Origin of the sequence: Aliinostoc sp. HNIBRCY26 (assembly GCF_050235535.1) — a bacterium.
Classification (GTDB): Bacteria; Cyanobacteriota; Cyanobacteriia; order Cyanobacteriales; family Nostocaceae; genus Trichormus.
Genome location: NZ_CP189852.1, coordinates 3,749,641 through 3,769,446, shown reverse-complemented (window position 1 = coordinate 3,769,446; position 19,806 = coordinate 3,749,641). Strand labels below are relative to the sequence as shown.

Genomic DNA, 19,806 nt, shown 5'->3' with positions numbered 1-19,806 from the left:
AAGGTAAAAGGCATCCCAATCCCTGTCCCAAGAAAGACGTTAGTAAGATTGAAAATTATCTAACTTTGTGTAAGAACAGAATGGGGATTTTTTCAATGTTGATAATCAAAAATAAACTCAATCAGTGGCAATGTAATATCATCTTAGGAATGCTAATTGGGTTAATTTGGCTGCTGGGTTTACCTACAAACTCTGTTGATGCTGCTGGTTACTATTCAGTTAGAGACCACAAAGCAGAATTAGCTACACCTTATTACACCCATCAACAACGCCGCATAGGATATACAGAGCCTACTAGCCCCTACTACAAAGCCAAAAACAGAAAACACATCACCAGAAGCAGCGATGATTATCTTGAGAATGGTAAGCCAAGCCGAGAAGTTAATCCTCTAGAATTAGGCAGGATTAAACAACAAAAACATTCTATGTCTAGCCGATAAAATTACTAGAAAAGAATGTACCAAATCTTACAATAATGCAGTGAAAGTTATCTCCTTTTGTCTTTTGTTGCTACTATCAATTCTCCGACATTCAGTAACAGGCGCGAAATCGGAAACTTGATCTTTTTTTACTAGTCTCTATTTTTGAGACAAATTCTGGGATATCCTAAGAGAAGTGAAAGATTTGCCAAATAGAGTAAGAATGAAGCTGGCAGCAAGAGTAAGTCAGGTAACACCTTCACTCACCTTAGCGATCGCCGCGAAAGCTAAGGCGATGAAGGCAGAGGGTATAGACGTTTGTAGTTTTAGTGCTGGTGAACCGGATTTTGATACCCCAGCGCACATTAAAGCAGCAGCAGCTCAAGCTTTGGAATCAGGTAAAACCAAGTATGGCCCAGCCGCAGGTGAACCAAAGTTAAGAGAAGCGATCGCTCACAAGCTGCAATCGGATAATGGTCTCAACTACAAAGCCGAGAATGTGATTGTCACCAATGGCGGTAAACATTCTCTTTATAACCTCATGGCAGCATTAATTGACCCTGGTGATGAGGTAATTATCCCTGCACCCTACTGGCTCAGTTACCCAGAAATGGTGACATTAGTAGGCGGGAAACCTGTAATTATCCAAACAGATGCTGCTACAGGCTATAAAATTACCCCTGAGCAATTAAAACAAGCTATTACCTCCAAAACAAAGCTATTTATCCTCAATTCCCCTTCTAACCCCACAGGGATGGTGTATACACCAGAGGAAATCAAAGCTTTAGCAAAGGTAATAGTTGATGCAGATATATATGTGGTATCTGATGAGATTTATGAAAAAATTCTCTACGATGGTGCAGAACATATCAGCATCGGTTCTTTAGGTGAGGAAATTTTTCAGCGCACCTTAATTAGTAATGGATTTGCCAAAGCTTACTCCATGACTGGTTGGCGACTGGGTTATTTAGCGGGGCCAGTGGAAATTATCAAAGCCGCTAGCACCATCCAAGGGCATAGTACATCAAATGTATGTACCTTTGCTCAATATGGGGCAATCGCCGCTTTAGAAAGTTCCCAAGATTGTGTCGCAGAAATGCTTCAAGCCTTCGCCAAACGAAGACAAGTGATGTTAGACAGACTCAACGCCATTCCCGGCTTGAGTTGTCCCACACCAGACGGCGCGTTTTACCTGTTCCCCGACATCAGCAAAACTGGTTTAAAATCCCTGGAATTCTGTGATGCGCTGATTGAAGCCCATCAAGTAGCTGTAATTCCTGGAATTGCTTTTGGTGCTGATAACAACATTCGCCTTTCCTATGCTACGGATTTAAACACCATTGAAAAGGGCATGGATAGGTTAGAAAAGTTTGTGCTTTCTCGGATTTAGTTAATCATTTCTCATTTTCTATTTGTTGACTGAGAAATCTAGGTTGAAAGTTTTAGCTTTCAACCTTTTTTATTTGGAATTTGGAATTAGGAGTAAAGCGACATGACTCTAAACCGTTGCCACAACTTCCCCAATTTTTGTAATATCGTAGCCACCCAGAATTTCTAATTGTGAGTGAACCATCCGATGACCCAAGGTACTCAACAACTGTTGTATGGGTGCTTCTTCTAAATACTCCTTGAGAATGACTAAATCGTATCTTGATTGATGTAAAGGCACAAATCCTAAACCAAAAGTTGTCGCTACAGATGCTGTACTAATACCTGCATCTACCAACCCTAACGCCACAGCTTGAGCAACATCTTGATGGCTAGTAGCAATCTGCTCAAATCCTTTCACGGCAGTAAATGGTATCTGTTCTTGTTGTAGTTGTTGTTCTAGGAGCATTCGACTACCAGCACCAATTTCACGATTAACTATAGTTGCTTTTGCCGCTACTACATCACTGAGGGTTTTAAAACCCTTGGGATTACCCGATGGTACTATCAACCCTTCTTCCCATAAACCCAGAGTAATTAAAACCGCTTCCCTTCCTGCCAAGACTTCACGGGCAAACGGTACATTATGTTCCCCTGTTTTGGGATCATATAGGTGCATTCCCGCAATGTGTGCTTCACCTCTACATAGACTTTGCAGGGCATCTATGCTGTTGGCAAAGGTAAAATGTACTCTTAACTGTGGATGCCAGCGTTCCGTAGCTCTTGCCCAGAGTGCAATTACAGGGGAGCAACCAGCGATGACAACTGTGTTGTGCAGTGTTGCTAAGTTATCATCTAACAGCCTTAGAACTACTTTGCCGCTACCTGTTTGGCAGATGCCCTCTGCATCAGCCGGAATCATATCTTGGCGAAAGGCATCTTTACCTAATAAGGGGTAAGCTATCCATTGTCCTCCTACCCTGGCTAAACTGAGGCGGAGAGATTGATTTTTGGGTACGGGTTTTGCAAGTATGGCTTCAATTTGCGGTAAATCTTGGTCTAACCAGAATAGATCCTCCACTTGACAACCGAGTGCCTTAGCTACACGAAGTGCGATCGCTACTGAAGGAGCATATTGTCCTGACTCTACACCACTAATTGTCTGCCGCGTCACACCAGCAATGTTGGCTAAATCTTGCTGGCTCATCCCTAAGCGCGTTCTAATGGACTTTAAGTTATTGAGGAGGCCGCTATCCTGCTTCATTGGCTATTTCTTTTTACTTTTACACAAAGCCGTGGCGAATTTACCCGTCTTTCATCTATTATCTAACAGCCTTTTGTTTTTTTGATGATTCATATGTCAAGATTAATATACAAATTGCTAGTTTACTTGCGCCTCATCAAGAAACGGTATAAGCGGACATAATATGCAACGAAAAGCCAACATCCAAGGTGTATATTGAATACCTACCTTAGATGCTGGCTTCGGTGAATTTCTCTCAATCCGAGAATGGGTGTGCTGGAAACGCGGAGTTTATTTTGCCGATGTCAAGAAATTTTAATTGCCTCAATAATGCTCACCTCGGATTCCGTTGGGATAATTTGTGTAATTTTGAATCCTGCGGCTTGAAATAGCTTGTGAAATTCTTCTTCAGTACGGATGCGTCCGCCAGGACACATGACTAACATATTTACGTCTATAAACTTACTGCCGTAAAATTCATTACCTGGAGGAATTACAAAGTCTATTACCAACAATCTGCTTTGTGGTTTCATGGCTTGATGACAGCGTTGGAGAATGGTGAGCGATCGCTCATCGTCCCAATCTTGGATAATATGCTTGAGAATATACGCATCTGCTGCTGTGGGAATCTCCTCAAAGAAACTGCCGCCAATAAACTCGCAGCGATTCCTCAAAGCTAAATCCCAGGAATTTTTAGCCCGCTCAACTACATCTGGACGGTCAAATAGTATTCCTGTCATACTGGGGTAGGCTTGGAGAATTGTCGCTAGGGAAAGACCTTTACCACCACCAATATCAGCTAACTTATCAATAGAGGAAAAATCATAAGCCTCTAATACTAGAGAATTTTCCTCTTCAGACTCTGCCATTGCGCGATCGAAAATTTCACCTTGGGTAGAATCTCGGTCATTATACTCAAACAAATCCATGCCATACAAACGCTCAAAGGCACTTTCTCCAGTTTGTAAACTGTACATCAAATCGCCCCAAGCTTTGTAATAATGCTCCTCACCCCGTAAAATTGCCATAGCTCGCACTGATTCAGGGTGGTTAGTTTGCAAATTATCTGCTAATGGAGTTAACCCAAAATAACGCGGTTTAATCTCTGCAAAAATGCCCACACTAGCTAAGGCTCGCAAGATGCGATATAAGGCATCACTACGGGTGTCAGTCGCTTTTGCCAACGTATCACAGTGTTGAGGACTTTCACTAAGTAAATCTGCAATGCCAAGTTTAGCCACTACGTAAACACACCGCGACATCCAGTAGGCGTGTATCCATTCCATTGCTGTCATTTGAAATGGTGTATTGCTGGGTGCATAGATAGATTCTGATACAGTCATGATTAACCTCTATACTAATTTTTTAATTCCAATTCTTGGAGTTGAATAGCATCACAAACCCTGTCTGGGAGAATCTTCGCCAAAAGCATGAGAAAATCTAGCATTAATTTTTCGTTAGATACAAAATAGCGAGTTTTCGGTTTCTTGACTTCTAAGGCTGTTTGAATCACATTTGCGACTTCTTCCGGTGGTACTCCCATACGGTTTGATTTGATTAACTGCTCCAAAGAAAACTTGTAAATATCACCGTACATAGCTTTAGCAGTAGGTGACATATTAGCTAATTTTTTTTGTAAACTTGCTTCTACTTTATCTGGTGCGGTGGAAGCAATTGAGCCTGGTTCAATTAAAATTACTTCAATTCCCCAAGGATGTAATTCCATTCTTAAAGAATCATTTAATGCTTCTAAGGCAAACTTAGAAGCACACAAAGCTGAAAAAAATGGTGACGAGATTTTGCCAGAAACTGAGCCAATATTAATAATTCTGCCCTTGGCTTGGCGAATCATTGGTAAAAAGGCTTGGGTAACAGCTACTTGTCCAATAACATTAACTTCAAATTGCCATCTTAGTTCATCGATGTCTAAATATTCTAATGGGCCATCTACTAATATACCGGCGTTATTTACTAATCCCATTAATCCTTTTTCACCAATGGATGATGTCACAATTTCTGTGGCAGCTTTAATCTGTTCTTTTTTGGTGACATCAAGAATTACTGGAGTTAAATTACCAGATGAATTTAACTTGAGCAATTCCGCATCTTTTGGTTGACGAACTCCGGCAAATACTTGATAGCCTTGTTTATCTAATAAAAGCGCAGTTGCTCGCCCAACTCCTGTAGATGCTCCTGTAATTACTACGGCACCTTTACTTTTTTGATTCATCGATTTTTCTAGTTATTATCTGCGGGGTTGAAAGTCTATTTATCAAGTAAATAGTAAATAGTAGGGTGTGTTACTACATTGTGAGGATTGGGGTATAAGCGACAGTATAAATTGCCGTAACGCACCATGATCATGCGGTGCGTTGCGCGTTGCTTTAACGCACCCTACAATTTCTGAATGCTAAGTTTTTTAAACTCTAATCCAGTGATTAATAAAGCAATTGATACTACTAAGGAATCTGTTAATAACATTCCATAATATACACCTCTAACACCAAAATATGAAGACAATATCAATACAAATGGAATCAGGAAGAAAAGAGTTTTAGAGAGAATCAAGAAACCTGCTGCTTTGCCATTGCCAATGGATTGAAATAACGTGACACTGCAAAATCCTAATGGTAAAATCAGCAGTAGAAAGTTGACAATTTGAAAGTTAAATAAATCATCACCGCTAAAACTAATAGTTGGTAATAAAATTCTCAGGAATGTTGCTGGGAATAATTGTAAAGGCAACCAAATTAATCCTAAGCACAGTGTTGCACCAATACTAAATGTGAAAAATGCTTGCTTGAGGCGGTGATAGTTTTTAGCTCCGTGATTTATGCCAATTATAGGCTGTAAGGCTTGCACAAATCCTTCTACGGGGATAAATGCTAACGCATATATTCTCAGGGTTGCCCCAGCAACAGCAATATCGTGTGCAGTGCCATATTGAGCAATAGATTTATAAATTACAGACTGTTCTACTAAGCTAATAATTTCCATTAATAGGGCGGTAAATCCTACAGATAAAATTGCTGGTAGTAAATCTATTGCTAAAGTAAAATTTTTAGGATTAACCGGAATCGAACTTTTATTAGAAAGGAAATAGCTAATATTTAAAATACTATAAACTACCATAGAAATAACTGTGGAAAAGGCTACTCCCCCAATTCCTAAATTAAAAACACTAATAAATATAGGATTTAAAATAGCGTCAAGAATAGCAAATATTCCCGCGAAAATCATAGCCAGGCGAATTTTGCCTTCGGATTTAATCAACTGGCTGGAGGCAACTGCTAAAATATAAAATACTGAACCTGATGTGTAGATTCTAAAATACTCTGCTCCGGCTGCGGCTACTTCTCCCTCTCCTCCCATAAAGGCAATTAATTTATCGCTAAAAAAGTAACCTAAAAGGGTGATAAAAACAGCAATAATCACGCTCATAATAACTAAAGTGCCAAAAATTCTCGACTTAGTTTTGGTATCTTCTGAACCAATCGCCCGGCTGAGAACTGAGGCTGAACCTACTCCTACTAAATGAGCGCAACCAATCACTAGAGAAGTAAGTGGTACGGCTAAAGATATGGCGGCTAATGCTGTTTCACCAATTAGTTGTCCGGCAAATAAGGCATCTAAGAAGCTATTAAAGCCAAGCAATAACATTCCTAAAATGCCAGGAATGGTAAATTTTATCATCAATGAAATGAGATTATCATTGAGTATTTCATGAGTAACTGGTGATTGTGTTTCTGTAGTCATAATTCAATACAGTTCAGTTAAGAAGAATAGTAGGTTGGGTTGAGCGACAGCGAAACCCAACAAAGCCTTGATAATGTTGGGTTTCGTTCCTCAACCCAACCTACGGCAGTTTTAGTTTTTAACCTTAACTGAACCGTATTGTGTCATAATTAGCCGCTAATGGATAAATTACTCTGGAAGACAGGGTATTTTTTGTATTTATAAAAAAAATCAGGTATTTGTAATTTGTAGAATTGCATAAATTAGGTACTAGATTTCACTAACAACTCACAGCCTCTTGTGTCGGTTGATGTTGCTGAATGTTGCATAATACCATCTTTAATTTACTGGCTGGGGGATAGTTTGCACCTTGGGGTTGGGGTTTTTCTCGTTGTGTATGGGTTAGGGATAATTGATAACGAGAAATGATTTTTGCTAATACTAGTTTCATTTCAAACATAGCTAAAGCTTCTCCAGGACAACGCCTAGTACCGCCACCAAAGGGCATAAATTCGTAGGGAGAGTATTGTTTTTCTAGAAAACGGTCTGGTCGAAATTGCTGTGGTTGTGGATATAATTCTGGATTTTGGTGTGTTAAATATATACAACCGATAATGATTGCTCCTGGACTTAGGTTATAGCCCATGAGATTAGTTGCTGATTCTACTATCCTGGGAAATGTGACGAATTGAGTGGGATAAATTCGTAAGATTTCATTACAGACAGCATTGAGATAAGGGAGTTCAACAATGCTCATGGGGTTGGGAGATTCACCCAAATTATTGATTTCTTGGCGCAATTTTTCGCGGATTTGTGGTTCACGGTGGAGCCAATATAATGCCCAAGTTATTGCAGTTGCGGAAGCATCTCGACCACCGAATAATAATGAAGGAAATAAATCGCGTATTTCTTCATTTGTTAATAATTCGCCTGTTTCGTTGCGGGCAAATATTAACTCAGAGAGGACATCATTAGCATTGGGGTTTGGTTGCTGACGACGATCGCTAATTTCCGCATAAATCAGTTGATCAAATTGTCGCCACAGATAACGAAAGTAACCCCAAGGACTCCACCGCCCTAAGTCTTGTTGTAAAAAGGGGAAGGATAAGGGGATTTCGACAAAGGGCGATCGCGCATAGTTCATGAGATTATTTAGCAGGTGTTTAAGTTGCTCGTAGCGATCGCCTGTATGTAAGCCGAATAAAGTATTTAAAATTACCTCTAGAGTAATTTTTTGCATGGTGGGGTAGGCTAAAAAAGATTTGCCCAAGGGTAGCTGATTCATGACTTTTTCGGTGACATCACAAATTTGCTGTCCGTAGGCTCTTATCTTGTTACCGTGCAAAGGAGACATCAGCAATTTGCGTCTGGATCTATGGCGTATACCGTCAAGTAGAAGTAGTCCGTTTTTCCCCACCAATGGGGCTGATTCTGCGTTCAACTCTCCAGCAGCGATGATTTCCGTTGTATTGGTGAAAACCTGCTTCATCCCCTGGGGATTACCGACAAAGATTAGGGGTGTAGATTCAGACATAATGGTGAAAATGTCACCATAACGCAGATTCATTTGATCGAGAAAACGCAGAGGATCGGCTGTAAATTGCATTCTCAGCCACCAAGCGGGGAGTTTTGGGCCTTGAGGGAGATTCATAATAGGTTGTGTTTTTAAACGCAGAGGGGTGCGGAGGTTTCCGCAGAGGGGCGCGGAGTTTTGGTAGAGATGTGCATTTTGACACCACTGGCTGGGTAGCACATTAAACCTTCAAATTTGGGTTGCTCTGGTTGTTTTTTGACTAGGGTGAGTTCATAGTTGGAGAGGATAGTTGCTAGGATTAGCTTCATTTCAAAGATGGCTAAGGCTGCACCAATACAGCTACGCGCCCCGCCACCAAAGGGGAAAAATTCGTAAGGGGTGTATTGTTTTTCTAGGAAACGTTCTGGTTGGAATTGTTGGGGATTTGGGTATAAATCTGGATGTTGATGTGTGAGATAAATACAACCCATGATGAGGGTTCCTGGGGCTAAGTCATAACCCATCAGTTCAATAGGTGATTCGACGCGGCGGGGAAATGTGAATAATTGCGCCGGATAAATACGTAGGACTTCGTTACAAACAGCACTGAGATAGGGCAGTTGGGCGATGCTCATGGGATCGGGTGAGTTGCCAAGGGTAGCCAGTTCTTGTAGCAGTTGTTCACGAACTTGAGGTTGGCGATAAACCCAATACAATAACCAAGTGATAGCGACTGCGGAAGCATCTTGAGCAGCAAATAGGGGTGAGAGTAACAAATCGCGGACTTCTTCATCTGTCATCAGTTCACCCATCTCATCACGAGCAAATATTAACTCGGATAGGATATCGCTGCGGGTGGTGTCTGTTTGTTGACGGCGTTCTTGAACTTCGGCGTAAAGCAGATCAAAAATTTCTTGACGGAGGTGTAAGAGATATCCCCAAGGACTCCACTTTCCTAAATCTTTTTGCAGAAAAGGTAGAAAAGAGGTAGTTTGCATGATGGGCGATCGCATACTCTTAAGTATGGTGGGAAGTAAGTATTTGAGTTTTTCGTAACGTTCTCCCTCTTGTAAACCCAAGACAACTTTCATGCTGATTTGCAAGGTAATCTCTTCAATGGTGGGATAGGCGATGAAGGTTTTGCTGGCTAAATATTCATCCATGACTTGCTTTGTCAGGTTGCAAATTAGCTTTCCTTGAGCCTGCATTTTTACACCATGAAAAGCTGGCATCATTAATTTACGTCGATGTTTGTGGCGTAGTCCATCGAGTTGTAATATACCTTGATTGCCGGTAATTAATGCTGCTTCTGCGTTTAATTCACCGGGTGTTTTAATATCTTTTGTATTCGTAAAAATTTGTTTAATGGCTTGGGGATCGCTCACAAATACTATGGGTGTTTCGCCAAAGTTAATGATGAAAATGTTGCCATATTTTTTGGAGATAGCATCAAGATGATTGAGGGGGTTGTTGGCTATTTTAATAATGTTTAGCCAGAGAGGGATATTTACTTCGGGTATTTTCATGTTTAAGCTCACGCAGAGGCGCAGAGACGCTGAGAGAATTGTTTAGAGTTTTTGAGTATGGAGGAGAGATGTTTTTAATTTATTGGCTAATTCTTGGATGTAAGGCTCATTAAATATAGAAAAATGATTGCCGGGAATTTCAATCATGTTTATGGGTTGGGAAGAATATTTACCCCAACCTAATAAGGGATCATCTGTATGGAATTCATGACTTTCAAAGTCGTGGGTAATGATTTCGCTCGCTTTGAATAATGTAATTTCTTGGGGATAAATCTGGGGAATATAATTCCGCATGGCTTGGATATGGGTTTTGAATAGCTGATAACTTTGCAGATGTTGTGCCATTTCTGTATCGCTAATTTTGAGGTTAGCTTTGCCGAATAAGAAATGAAATTGTTCATCTAGTGGTAAATCTCGTAGTTCATTATAGGAAACGGCAAATTCTATATTGAACCAGTTTTTGATTACTTCAGCTAAACGCAGCACTAATTTAGCATCATCATCTTTGTCTGGCTGGATGATAGTTTTGGGTAAGATTGCGTCAATTACTACCAGTAAATCAACTGTTTCATGTTGTCTTTGTAGTTGTTGTGCCATTTCAAAGGCAATGATACCACCGTAACACCAACCTCCTAAAAGATAAGGGCCGTGAGGCTGGACTTTACGAACTTCTTTGAGGTAATAAGCTGCGGTTTCTTCTACAGAAAGAGGATTAAATTCTTGTTGATGAGGGGTTTGTTCTAGAGCATAAAATGGTTGTTCTCTACCTAGTTTTTTGGAGAGAATCAGGTAGTTGTTGACATCTCCCCCGGCTGCGTGGACACAAAAGAAAGGACGATATTCACCAGCAGATTGAATCGCTACTAAAGGAGATTTTGCGCCTAAGCTTGCTGGTTGACTGACAATTTTGGCGAGTTTTTCAATTGTGGTATTTTCAAAGAGGGTAGATAGGCTGAGGTTATGTCCAAATAGCTCATAAATTTGGGAAATTAAGCGCACAGCTAAAAATGAATGTCCTCCTAGTTCAAAAAAGTTATCTGTAATTCCAATGGGACTAGTATTGAGCAACTGTTCCCAAATTTTGACTAGGGCTAATTCTGTAAAAGTTTTAGCTGCAACGAAAGATTTATTAACTGTTGTGGGAATTACATCATAAGATAGGAGTGCTTGCTTGTCTACTTTACCATTAGGTGTTAGGGGAATTTCATCCAATAAGATAAAAGTTGATGGTAGCATGAAACTTGGTAGTTTCTGCTGTAAATATGCTTGTAATTTCGGGATAATATCTTTTTGTTGGGTGGCTATGTAAGCAATTAAATATTTATCGCCTTGAGCATCATCATAAGGGATAACAACAGCATTTTTTACAGACGGATATTGAGCGATCGCAGTGGCAATTTCGCCTAACTCTATGCGAAAACCCCGAATTTTAATTTGGTCATCATTACGACCAAGATATTCTAATTGACCGTTATTTTGATAGCGTACTAAGTCACCAGTTTTGAAAAGTTTATTTCCTGGTAAAAATGGGTTATCAATAAATCTCTCTTGTGTCAATTCTGGGCGATGTAAATAACTTTTAGCTAGTCCATCACCACCAATATATAATTCTCCAACTACACCGATGGGAACAAATTGTAAATTGTTATCTAAGATATATGTTTGTATATTATCTATAGGTTTACCGATAGGAACTGTGGAATATATTTCACTCAATAAACTTGTGTCGTAATAAGTGACATTTGCAGATACTTCTGAAGAACCATAAAGATTAATTAAGTTGGCATTTGGTAACAACTGGTGAAAAGTTTTGACTAAATCAATAGTTAGTGCTTCTCCACTTGTAATCCAAAGTTGGAGATGAGATAAATTTTGTGTGAGATGTGGGTAATTATCTAGGAGTAGGCGCAATAATGAAGGGACAAGCACGAGGCGCGAAACTTGGTAGTTAGCCAAGGTTTCGAGGAAAAGTTGCGGGTCTTTGGCGATCGCATCGGGGATAATCACAGTAGGAATACCTTGCAATAAGGGTGCAAAAATTTCCCAAACTGAATCGACAAAACTAATCGCTGTTTTCTGACAACAAATTTCCCCAGTTGTGAAAGGATAAGTTTTCCATAGCCAGTGTAAGCCGTTGACTGTACCACGATGACTTCCCAGCACACCTTTAGGCGTTCCCGTCGAACCAGAGGTGTAAATCACATAAGCCAGGTTATTTGCTTCAGATGCGCTGCGGGGATTTTCTGAACTTTCTTGTTGAATAGTATCCCAGTCTGTATCTAATGCGATTGCTTTTACTTCTCCCCAACAATTCTTTAATGATGTGTGACTAATCATCAACGCCGCTTGAGAATCAGCCAACATAAACTGAAGGCGTTCTACTGGATAATTAGGGTCTAGGGGTAAATAAGCACCGCCAGCTTTTACAATCGCTAGAATCGCTACTATCATATCTACAGAGCGTTCTAGACATATAGCCACTAGAGTTTCGGTTGTGACTCCTAATTTGATTAAATAATGAGCAAGTTGATTTACTTTTTGGTTGAGTTGTTGATAAGTTAGCTGTTCTGACTGACTAATTAATGCTAAACCATCGGGAAAATACTCGACGTGCTGCTCAAATAACTGATGTAAAGTTGCGTGATGTGGATAATCAGCTTGGGTATAATTCCACTCTAATAATTGCTTTTTCTCTGGAGTTGTCAGTAATGGTAATTCGGAAATACTTTGATTGGGGTTGATAATAATACTTATGAGTAAATTTTGGAAATTATCAATCAATCTTTGAATTGTAACTGTATCAAATAAATCTGTATTGTATTCCCAAAATCCAGTTAATCCTTGTTCTGATTCTGAAATTGAAACAGTAATATCAAATTCTGATGTACCGTGATCAATTTCTAAATTACGTAAAGTTAAACCAGCAACTTCTTCCACAGGTGTTGGTGCATTTTGGAGAATAAACATTACCTGAAACAAAGGATTCCGGCTTAAATCTCGCTCAGGTTGTAATTCTTCGACTAACTTTTCAAAAGGTAAATCTTGATGTGCATAAGCATTGAGAGTTACATCTTTTACTCTTGTTAAAAGTTCTCGGAAAGTAGGATTACCGCTTAAGTTATTCCGCAAAACTAAATTATTGACAAATAAACCAAGTAACCCTTCTAATTCGGCGCGGTTACGATTAGCAATAGCAGAACCTACTAAAATATCTTCTTGGGAAGTGTAGCGATATAGTAAGGTATTAAACGCCGCTAGGAGCGTCATAAATAAAGTACAGCCTGCTTGCTGGCTTAATTCGGTTAATGCTGCGGTTAATTCTCTTGATAAAGTAAAGTATTGTTTCGCACCTTGAAACGTAGCAACCGCCGGACGGGGATAATCTGTAGGTAACTGGAGTATTGGCAGTTTACCAGCTAATTGTTGCTTCCAGTAATTAAGCTGAGTGTTTAGCCGTTCTCCTTGCAGGCGATCGCGTTGCCAAATGCTAAAATCTGCATATTGAATTGGCAGTTCTGCTAAAGGAGAGGGTTTACCTTCAGAAAAAGCCGCATATAGCGTTGCTAATTCTTGGGCGAACACACCCATAGACCAGCCATCTGTAATTATATGATGTATGGTTAAAAGTAATATATTTTCAATTTCACTCAAGCGCAGTAAACTTGCTCTGACTAATGGTGTATGAGCTAAATTAAAAGGTTTTTGCGCTTCTTTGATAGCAATTTGTTTAACTTCTGTTTCCCAATTTTGATTTGCTAAATGCTCAATATTAATAATAGATAGTTCCCAAGTTAATTGAGGTAAAACTATCTGTATTGGCTGTTCCTCTGCTGATATAAAGATTGTTCGCCATGCTTCATGTCGTCTGAGAATTTCGTTGAGGCTGTGCTGAAGTGCTGATACATTCAATAAGCCAGTTAAATGCAAAGCACTGGTGACGTGATAGAAAGAACTACCGTGATAAAGTTGGTCAATAAACCATAGTCTTTGTTGTGAAAAAGATAATGGTATGGGTTGAGAGTTTTGGCGTTTGGGAATGGCTTCGGTTTTAAATTTACCTTTCTTCCATTTTTCTAATAGGGCTTTTTTGGCTGGGGATAGGGTGGAGTTGTCCATAGTTTTTATTTAAAACGCAGAGGGGCGCAGAGGTACGCGGAGTAAGAGTGGTTAAGTTTTGAGGATAAGTTGAACTTCTTCTTCTGATAATTCAGCGAGTTTTTCTAGAAGCAGTTCTTCAATTATTTCTGCTTGCTTGGCGATAGTTAAGGCTTGTAATAACAGTTCGCGGAGTGGTAATTCTACAGGGAAATTTGCTTGTAGACGAGAAGCAAGTTGAGTAGCAATTAAAGAATCTCCACCCAATTCAAAGAAGTTATCATAAATGCCTACTTGTTGAATTCCTAAAACTTCTTGCCATATTTTGGCAATTTGTTCTTCTAAGTCGTTAGTGGGAGCAATGTAAGTATTGCCAATATTAGGTCGGGAATAAGATATATTTGATTCCTGTACTTTCGTTTCTGTTAAGTTTGCTGATTGAGAAAAAACTTGATTTTCTTCTTGTGATACAAATGATGGTATTTTTGCTTCAATCCAATAACGTTGACGCTCAAAAGGATAAGTAGGTAAGGGAACACGATAGGGTTGTGCATGGCTATAAAATTCTGACCAATTTATGTCTATTCCTGCTAGCCATAGCTGACCTAATGTATTTAATATAAAAGCAATATCTGTTTGTTGTTCTTGGGGATGGCGTAGAGAAGTTAGAACTAATTGTTGAGCATTATTTGTCAAATGCTGCCTTGTTAATGTGCTTAACGTCCGACCTGCTCCTACTTCGATGAAAATACCTTCTGATTGTTTCAATAACTCAGAAATTCCCGGAGAAAATCTCACACAATCACGTAGATGTTGACTCCAATAATGGGGATTTATAGCTTCATTGGCTTGAATCCAAGTACCAGTAAGATTAGAAATAAAAGGAATTTTTGGCGGTTGTGGGTTAGCTTTTTTAAATTGTTCAGTAAACACCGCTAAAACTGGCTCCATCATTTGCGAATGGAAGGCGTGAGATGTATGCAACAGACGACAATTGATATTTTTAGAAGCTAAATAGTTTTGCAAAGTCTCAACAACTTCTGTCTTTCCAGAAACAACACAAGCAGATGGACTATTAATTGCAGCTAGAGAAAGTTCCTCACCTAAAAATTGTTTTACATCTGCTTCTGCTAGCGGTACAGCCAGCATACTTCCAGGTGGCTGTTGCTGCATCATTTTTCCTCTCGCAGCAACTAAAGCCAAAGCATCTTCTAAACAAAATACACCAGCTAAAGTAGCGGCTACATACTCACCAATACTATGACCAATCATAGCCGTGGGACGCACACCCCAAGACATCCATAACTTGGCTAAGGCGTATTCGATGGTGAATAATGCAGGTTGAGCAAGAGATGTTTGTTGGAGTTGGGCTGAAGCTGTTTGTATTTGTTGTTCGCTAGGATATATTATTTGACGTATATCTAACCCCAAATGTGGTTGAAGAATATCTGCACAAATATCTACTTGTTCTTGAAAAATTGGCTCAAATTCATACAGTTCTCGCGCCATATTTACATATTGCGTTCCCTGTCCTGAGAACATAAATATAACGGGACGTTTGCTCGGTTTCTGGTAGTAGCTGAAAACTCGTTCTGGGTCTAAATTTGTTAATACTTCGATTGCATCTTCAATATCACGACAAACAACCATCCGCCGATAGTCAAAAGCCCGCCGCCCAACACTGAGGGTATAAGACACGTCAGCCAAATTTAATTCAGAATGTTGCTGTAAATGTGTAGCCAGATTAATTGTTATTTTCTCAAGTGCCTGCTCACTTTTAGCCGATAAACATAATAGTTGATAATCTCTCCCCTGCTCCTTGCCCCCTGCCCCCTGCCCTAACAAGGGTGCCTCCTCCAAAATCACATGAGCATTAGTTCCACCAATACCGAAGGAACTAACCCCAGCCCGGCGCGGTGTACCGTTACTCTGCCATTGGGAAAGTGTGGTGTTGACATAAAAGGGACTGTTAGCAAAATCTATTTGGGGATTGGGTGTTTGAAAATGTAAATTGGGAGGTATTTGTTGATGTTTAAGGGCTTGAACAGTTTTAATTAAACCAGCCACACCCGCAGCCGTATTCAGGTGTCCAATATTGGTTTTTGTGGAAGCAACAGCACAAAAACATTTTTTATCAGTGCTATCACGAAAAGCCTGTGTGAGAGACTTTATTTCAATTGGATCTCCTAATACAGTGCCTGTTCCATGAGTTTCAATATAAGAAATCGTTTCTGATTCCACATCAGCTAAAGCTAATGCTTCTAAAATTACTGCTGTTTGACCTTCTACACTTGGTGCTGTATAACCTACTTTTAACGAGCCATCATTATTAATTGCTGAAGCCTTAATTATGGCATGAATATAATCGCGATCGCGCACAGCATCTTCTAATCGCTTCAGAACAACTACACCCAACCCGTTACCGAAAATAGTACCACTAGCATGAGCATCAAAGGCGCGACAGTGACCATCGTTTGATAAAATTCCCCCTTGTTCATAGTAGTAACCTGCTGTTTGGGGCAAGTGTATAGATACACCACCAGCCAAAGCCATATCACTTTCGCCGTTGAGCAAACTTTGACAAGCAAAATGCACCGCGACTAATGATGTCGAACAAGCAGTTTGAACATTAACACTTGGCCCCTTTAAATTTAATTTATAAGAAATTTGTGTAGGTAAATGGTCTTTATCATTCCCGACAAACATTTGAAATGATTCGACTGAGTTTAACGCATCCCAATGGGGATAAAAATTAGAAAATAAATTATTTAATAAATAAGAACTTAAAGCAGCACCAGCAAACAATCCTATTTGACCAGGATAAGTTTCAGAATTGTAGCCAGCATTTTCTAATGCTTCCCAAACACATTCTATAAATAACCGATGTTGCGGATCTATTAATTCTGCTTCTTTGGGAGTGAAACCAAAAAAATTAGCATCAAATAATTCGATATCTTCTAATACACCAAATGCTTTGACATAATTAGGGTCATTCAGTGATTTTGGCTTGATACCGACTGATAGCAATTCCTCATCACTAAAGAAAGTAATTGACTCTACACCATCTCGTAAATTTTGCCAAAAAATATCAACATTATTTGCACCGGGAAAACGCCCAGCCATGCCAATTATTGCTATTGCATCATCATCGATGCTAGGAAATTTATTTTCAGGATTCATCGAAGTAAATTTTAGAGAAGTCTGTAAACAGTTATCACGCCAGCGTCACGCATCGTAAATTTCTGGCGGTGCGTTAGGACTATTGTTCATAACGCACCCTACAAAACTACAAAACTTAAAACCTTACCAATGAAAAATGGCGACCTTCTTAAGCTAGTTCTTAGAATATACTTTTACGAAAAACGTATATTATTCTTGAATCTGCTAAACCAGATATTTCAGCATCTTGTGTAACATCATTGACCAAAACTTTTGTAAAGCCCACTTTTTCTAGAACAGACTGTACCTCTGTCCGAGAATAAGCTTTGGCTGTACAATTTACATCCTTTCGCTGCCAGTCGCCATTGAGCAATTGAAATGTCACATAATGACTTTGCCATAACTTACTTTTTGGGTCGTAAATTGAACGTTGTAGCCATGTATAGTCATCGCCAAAATCACCACTACATTCCTCAACTAGATTTTTATCTTCTCTCACGATTTCTCCTTCACTCAAATCGAACCCAAACCATCCATTTGGTAATAGTGAGGAATACACTTGTTGAAAAGCTTTTGTCAAATCTTCAATACTCAACATATAGTTGAATACTGTACTCGATGAAACAACTGCATGAAAGGTAGGTGGCATTTCAAAAGAGCGTATATCACTCTGAATAAATTCACCATTGGGTGCATTCTTACGAGCGTAACGCAACATTTCGTCTGATAAATCAACCCCAGTTACTTGATAACCTTTAGCAATCAGTTTATTGACTAATTGACCCTGACCGCAACCAACATCTAAAATACGAGCATCTTCAGGCAAGTTTTCTAATATATGTTTGCCCAAAAATTCCAGCCAAAGTTCGCTACTATTATCTTGTGGGTAAGCAAAAGCCCAATTATTATAAAGATTTAGGGCATTTTCTTGCAGAGGTGGATTCGCTAAATACATAAAAATTGCTCCAAGGTAATTGTGTTCAATTTGCTAGTTTTGGAAATCTTCTACGCGACATTTTCAGCAGATATTGACATGGAAATTTCTGAGGCAATTTGTATCTGGTCATGCAAAACTGCATCAATATCATCTTCAGTTGTCAATGGATTTGCTAATACTGCCCGTAGTGCCACAATGGAAATTTCTTGACTAAAGCAATTGCTCGTTTTCATTGTCCGCGAGATAAAAGTACGTCCCGCTTGGCGTTGAGTTTTTTGCAGACGTTCATTAAATTTATTAATAAATAAATTGTCAATTTCCGTCAATTGTTTTTTAGCCACAAGTTCTCTTAAAGATTCGGGAATATAGCGATAAAGCAGCAAATTAGTATCAGGTTCTGCTAGTAACTCAAACTCAGGCATTGAACGAATTTGATTAGCCATATATTGAGTTTTTCTAATACCTTCATCAATTAAAAATTCATATCCTTTACTACCAATTAAATTCAGTCCAGCGTGTAAGAATAACGCCATACCAGGACGAGAACCTTCCAAAGCGCGTTTACCTAAATCGAAAGATCCCTTACGCATGGTATAGCTAGCTTGTTTTTCAATTGATTGTGCCATTTGCGGTTCACGCAGAAATAGCATACCAATTCCCATTGGTAGATAAAGTTGTTTATGTCCATCAATGGTGACGGAATTAGCTTGTTCAATACCTGCAAGTTTATAGCGATGTTTTTGAGAAAAAACTAAAGGCCCTCCCCAAGCAGCATCTATATGAAAATGAACATTAGCTTCTTGGGCAATTTCGGCAATATCTAAGAGTGAATCTACACCACCAGAATCTGTAGTACCAGCAATACCAATAATGGCAATTATACACAAGTTTTGCTCACGACATTTAGCCACAGCTTGACGTAGCGATCGCACTCTCACTCGATTGTTACTATCAACCGGAATTTTAATTAAACCCCGATTTCCAATACCTAGCAAATCTGCTGCTTTATCAAAGGAAAAGTGCATTAATTCCGAGCCAATTATTGCTGCACCTTTATAGCCATAAAAATTTAATGCTGCGGTTAAACCTTCTTTTTCTACACCTAAAAAATCATCTTTCGCACCCAAAGCAGCATTTCGAGCGCACCACATGGCAGTAATGTTTGCTGTTGTTCCACCAGATGTTAAAATTCCCAGTGTACTTTGACTATTTTGAATATGTTCAGCGTAAAAATTATCAGATAAATTATATATTTGCCGATGCAACATTGCTAAAGCTTGACGCTCGTAAAAACTAAGAGATTTTGCCGTCTCAATTTTCACAGAATTTTGATTCATTGCCGTCATCAACTTGGCTAAAGGTTGCACAAAATATGGCAGTGCCGATGTCATGTGACCAATAAATCTTGGTGAAGCCGTATGAATTGAATGGGCAATAACATTCTCAGCTAAATATTCCAAATAGCTAGTAAAATCAGCAGGATGACTCGGTACTTTACTATCACAAAACTTTGTCACCAATGAATCTAAATCAATATCACTACTAGCATCATCTCCACCGACAAAATGATCAGAGAGTTCCTCAATATACTCATCTATATTTTCAACATTCGCCTTAGCTATGCTAAATAATTGCATAATTTGTTCTTCAACATCAGAATGCAATCTTTGCTCAGTCTCAAACAAGTAACTTTGTTTTGGCATTTCTGGTTTACTTAATGTCATATAGGAATCCGCTTTGATTATTGAAATTATCTGCGTGGACAGGGAACAGGGAACAGGGAACAGGGAACAGGAAATAAGAGAATGGAA

Annotated in this window: 12 protein-coding genes and 1 pseudogene; 2 read left to right on the top strand and 11 right to left on the bottom strand. The window is 39.3% G+C overall.

Annotation, left to right across the window (positions count from 1 at the left end; genetic code table 11):
* The first annotated feature begins 95 nt into the window (after positions 1-95).
* Positions 96-440 carry a hypothetical protein gene (locus ACQFX9_RS16025; protein WP_427156915.1) on the top strand — a complete coding sequence of 115 codons (345 nt, stop codon included), beginning with the start codon at positions 96-98 and terminating at the stop codon, positions 438-440.
* 202 nt (positions 441-642) lie between these two features.
* Positions 643-1,809, top strand: a complete 1,167-nt coding sequence (locus ACQFX9_RS16020) for a pyridoxal phosphate-dependent aminotransferase (RefSeq protein WP_427156914.1) — start codon at positions 643-645, stop codon at positions 1,807-1,809.
* 108 nt (positions 1,810-1,917) lie between these two features.
* Here the strand turns inward: ACQFX9_RS16020 and ACQFX9_RS16015 are convergent, their stop codons facing one another.
* The 11 genes and pseudogenes from ACQFX9_RS16015 to panP all read right to left on the bottom strand — a co-directional run bounded on the left by ACQFX9_RS16015 (position 1,918) and on the right by panP (position 19,719).
* The gene (locus ACQFX9_RS16015; RefSeq protein ID WP_427156913.1) at positions 1,918-3,051 is read right to left on the bottom strand and encodes a substrate-binding domain-containing protein; all 1,134 of its coding nucleotides are present in this window, start codon (positions 3,049-3,051) and stop codon (positions 1,918-1,920) included.
* 284 nt (positions 3,052-3,335) lie between these two features.
* Entirely contained in the window at positions 3,336-4,373 is a 1,038-nt protein-coding gene (locus ACQFX9_RS16010) for a methyltransferase (protein WP_427156912.1), read from the bottom strand.
* A 14-nt stretch (positions 4,374-4,387) separates the two neighbouring features.
* Positions 4,388-5,260 (bottom strand): SDR family oxidoreductase, encoded by an 873-nt coding sequence (locus tag ACQFX9_RS16005; protein ID WP_427156911.1) that lies wholly within the window; start codon positions 5,258-5,260, stop codon positions 4,388-4,390.
* Between the two features lie 164 nt (positions 5,261-5,424).
* A complete protein-coding gene (locus ACQFX9_RS16000; protein ID WP_427156910.1) occupies positions 5,425-6,786 on the bottom strand; it encodes an MATE family efflux transporter in 1,362 nt (453 codons plus the stop codon).
* A gap of 259 nt (positions 6,787-7,045) precedes the next feature.
* Complete coding sequence (locus ACQFX9_RS15995; protein ID WP_427156909.1) at positions 7,046-8,416, bottom strand: cytochrome P450; 1,371 nt, start codon at positions 8,414-8,416, stop codon at positions 7,046-7,048.
* A 14-nt stretch (positions 8,417-8,430) separates the two neighbouring features.
* Positions 8,431-9,804, bottom strand: a complete 1,374-nt coding sequence (locus ACQFX9_RS15990) for a cytochrome P450 (RefSeq protein ID WP_427156908.1) — start codon at positions 9,802-9,804, stop codon at positions 8,431-8,433.
* 42 nt (positions 9,805-9,846) lie between these two features.
* Positions 9,847-13,920 (bottom strand): amino acid adenylation domain-containing protein, encoded by a 4,074-nt coding sequence (locus ACQFX9_RS15985; RefSeq protein WP_427156907.1) that lies wholly within the window; start codon positions 13,918-13,920, stop codon positions 9,847-9,849.
* A 51-nt stretch (positions 13,921-13,971) separates the two neighbouring features.
* Positions 13,972-14,187 (bottom strand): phosphopantetheine-binding protein, encoded by a 216-nt coding sequence (locus tag ACQFX9_RS15980; RefSeq protein WP_427162908.1) that lies wholly within the window; start codon positions 14,185-14,187, stop codon positions 13,972-13,974.
* A gap of 195 nt (positions 14,188-14,382) precedes the next feature.
* Positions 14,383-17,079, bottom strand: a pseudogene (locus tag ACQFX9_RS15975) (type I polyketide synthase); the annotation flags it as partial.
* A 160-nt stretch (positions 17,080-17,239) separates the two neighbouring features.
* Complete coding sequence (locus ACQFX9_RS15970) at positions 17,240-18,013, bottom strand: class I SAM-dependent DNA methyltransferase (protein ID WP_427156905.1); 774 nt, start codon at positions 18,011-18,013, stop codon at positions 17,240-17,242.
* Between the two features lie 50 nt (positions 18,014-18,063).
* A complete protein-coding gene (panP, locus tag ACQFX9_RS15965; protein WP_427156904.1) occupies positions 18,064-19,719 on the bottom strand; it encodes a pyridoxal-dependent aspartate 1-decarboxylase PanP in 1,656 nt (551 codons plus the stop codon).
* Positions 19,720-19,806 lie beyond the last annotated feature (87 nt).

Bases quoted from the DNA above. Each gene is read 5' to 3' on its own strand.
- ACQFX9_RS16025 (WP_427156915.1), top strand. From the start codon at position 96: ATGTTGATAATCAAAAATAAACTCAATCAGTGGCAATGTAATATCATC.
- ACQFX9_RS16020 (WP_427156914.1), top strand. From the start codon at position 643: ATGAAGCTGGCAGCAAGAGTAAGTCAGGTAACACCTTCACTCACCTTA.
- ACQFX9_RS16015 (WP_427156913.1), bottom strand. From the start codon at position 3,051: ATGAAGCAGGATAGCGGCCTCCTCAATAACTTAAAGTCCATTAGAACG.
- ACQFX9_RS16010 (WP_427156912.1), bottom strand. From the start codon at position 4,373: ATGACTGTATCAGAATCTATCTATGCACCCAGCAATACACCATTTCAA.
- ACQFX9_RS16005 (WP_427156911.1), bottom strand. From the start codon at position 5,260: ATGAATCAAAAAAGTAAAGGTGCCGTAGTAATTACAGGAGCATCTACA.
- ACQFX9_RS16000 (WP_427156910.1), bottom strand. From the start codon at position 6,786: ATGACTACAGAAACACAATCACCAGTTACTCATGAAATACTCAATGAT.
- ACQFX9_RS15995 (WP_427156909.1), bottom strand. From the start codon at position 8,416: ATGAATCTCCCTCAAGGCCCAAAACTCCCCGCTTGGTGGCTGAGAATG.
- ACQFX9_RS15990 (WP_427156908.1), bottom strand. From the start codon at position 9,804: ATGAAAATACCCGAAGTAAATATCCCTCTCTGGCTAAACATTATTAAA.
- ACQFX9_RS15985 (WP_427156907.1), bottom strand. From the start codon at position 13,920: ATGGACAACTCCACCCTATCCCCAGCCAAAAAAGCCCTATTAGAAAAA.
- ACQFX9_RS15970 (WP_427156905.1), bottom strand. From the start codon at position 18,013: ATGTATTTAGCGAATCCACCTCTGCAAGAAAATGCCCTAAATCTTTAT.
- panP (WP_427156904.1), bottom strand. From the start codon at position 19,719: ATGACATTAAGTAAACCAGAAATGCCAAAACAAAGTTACTTGTTTGAG.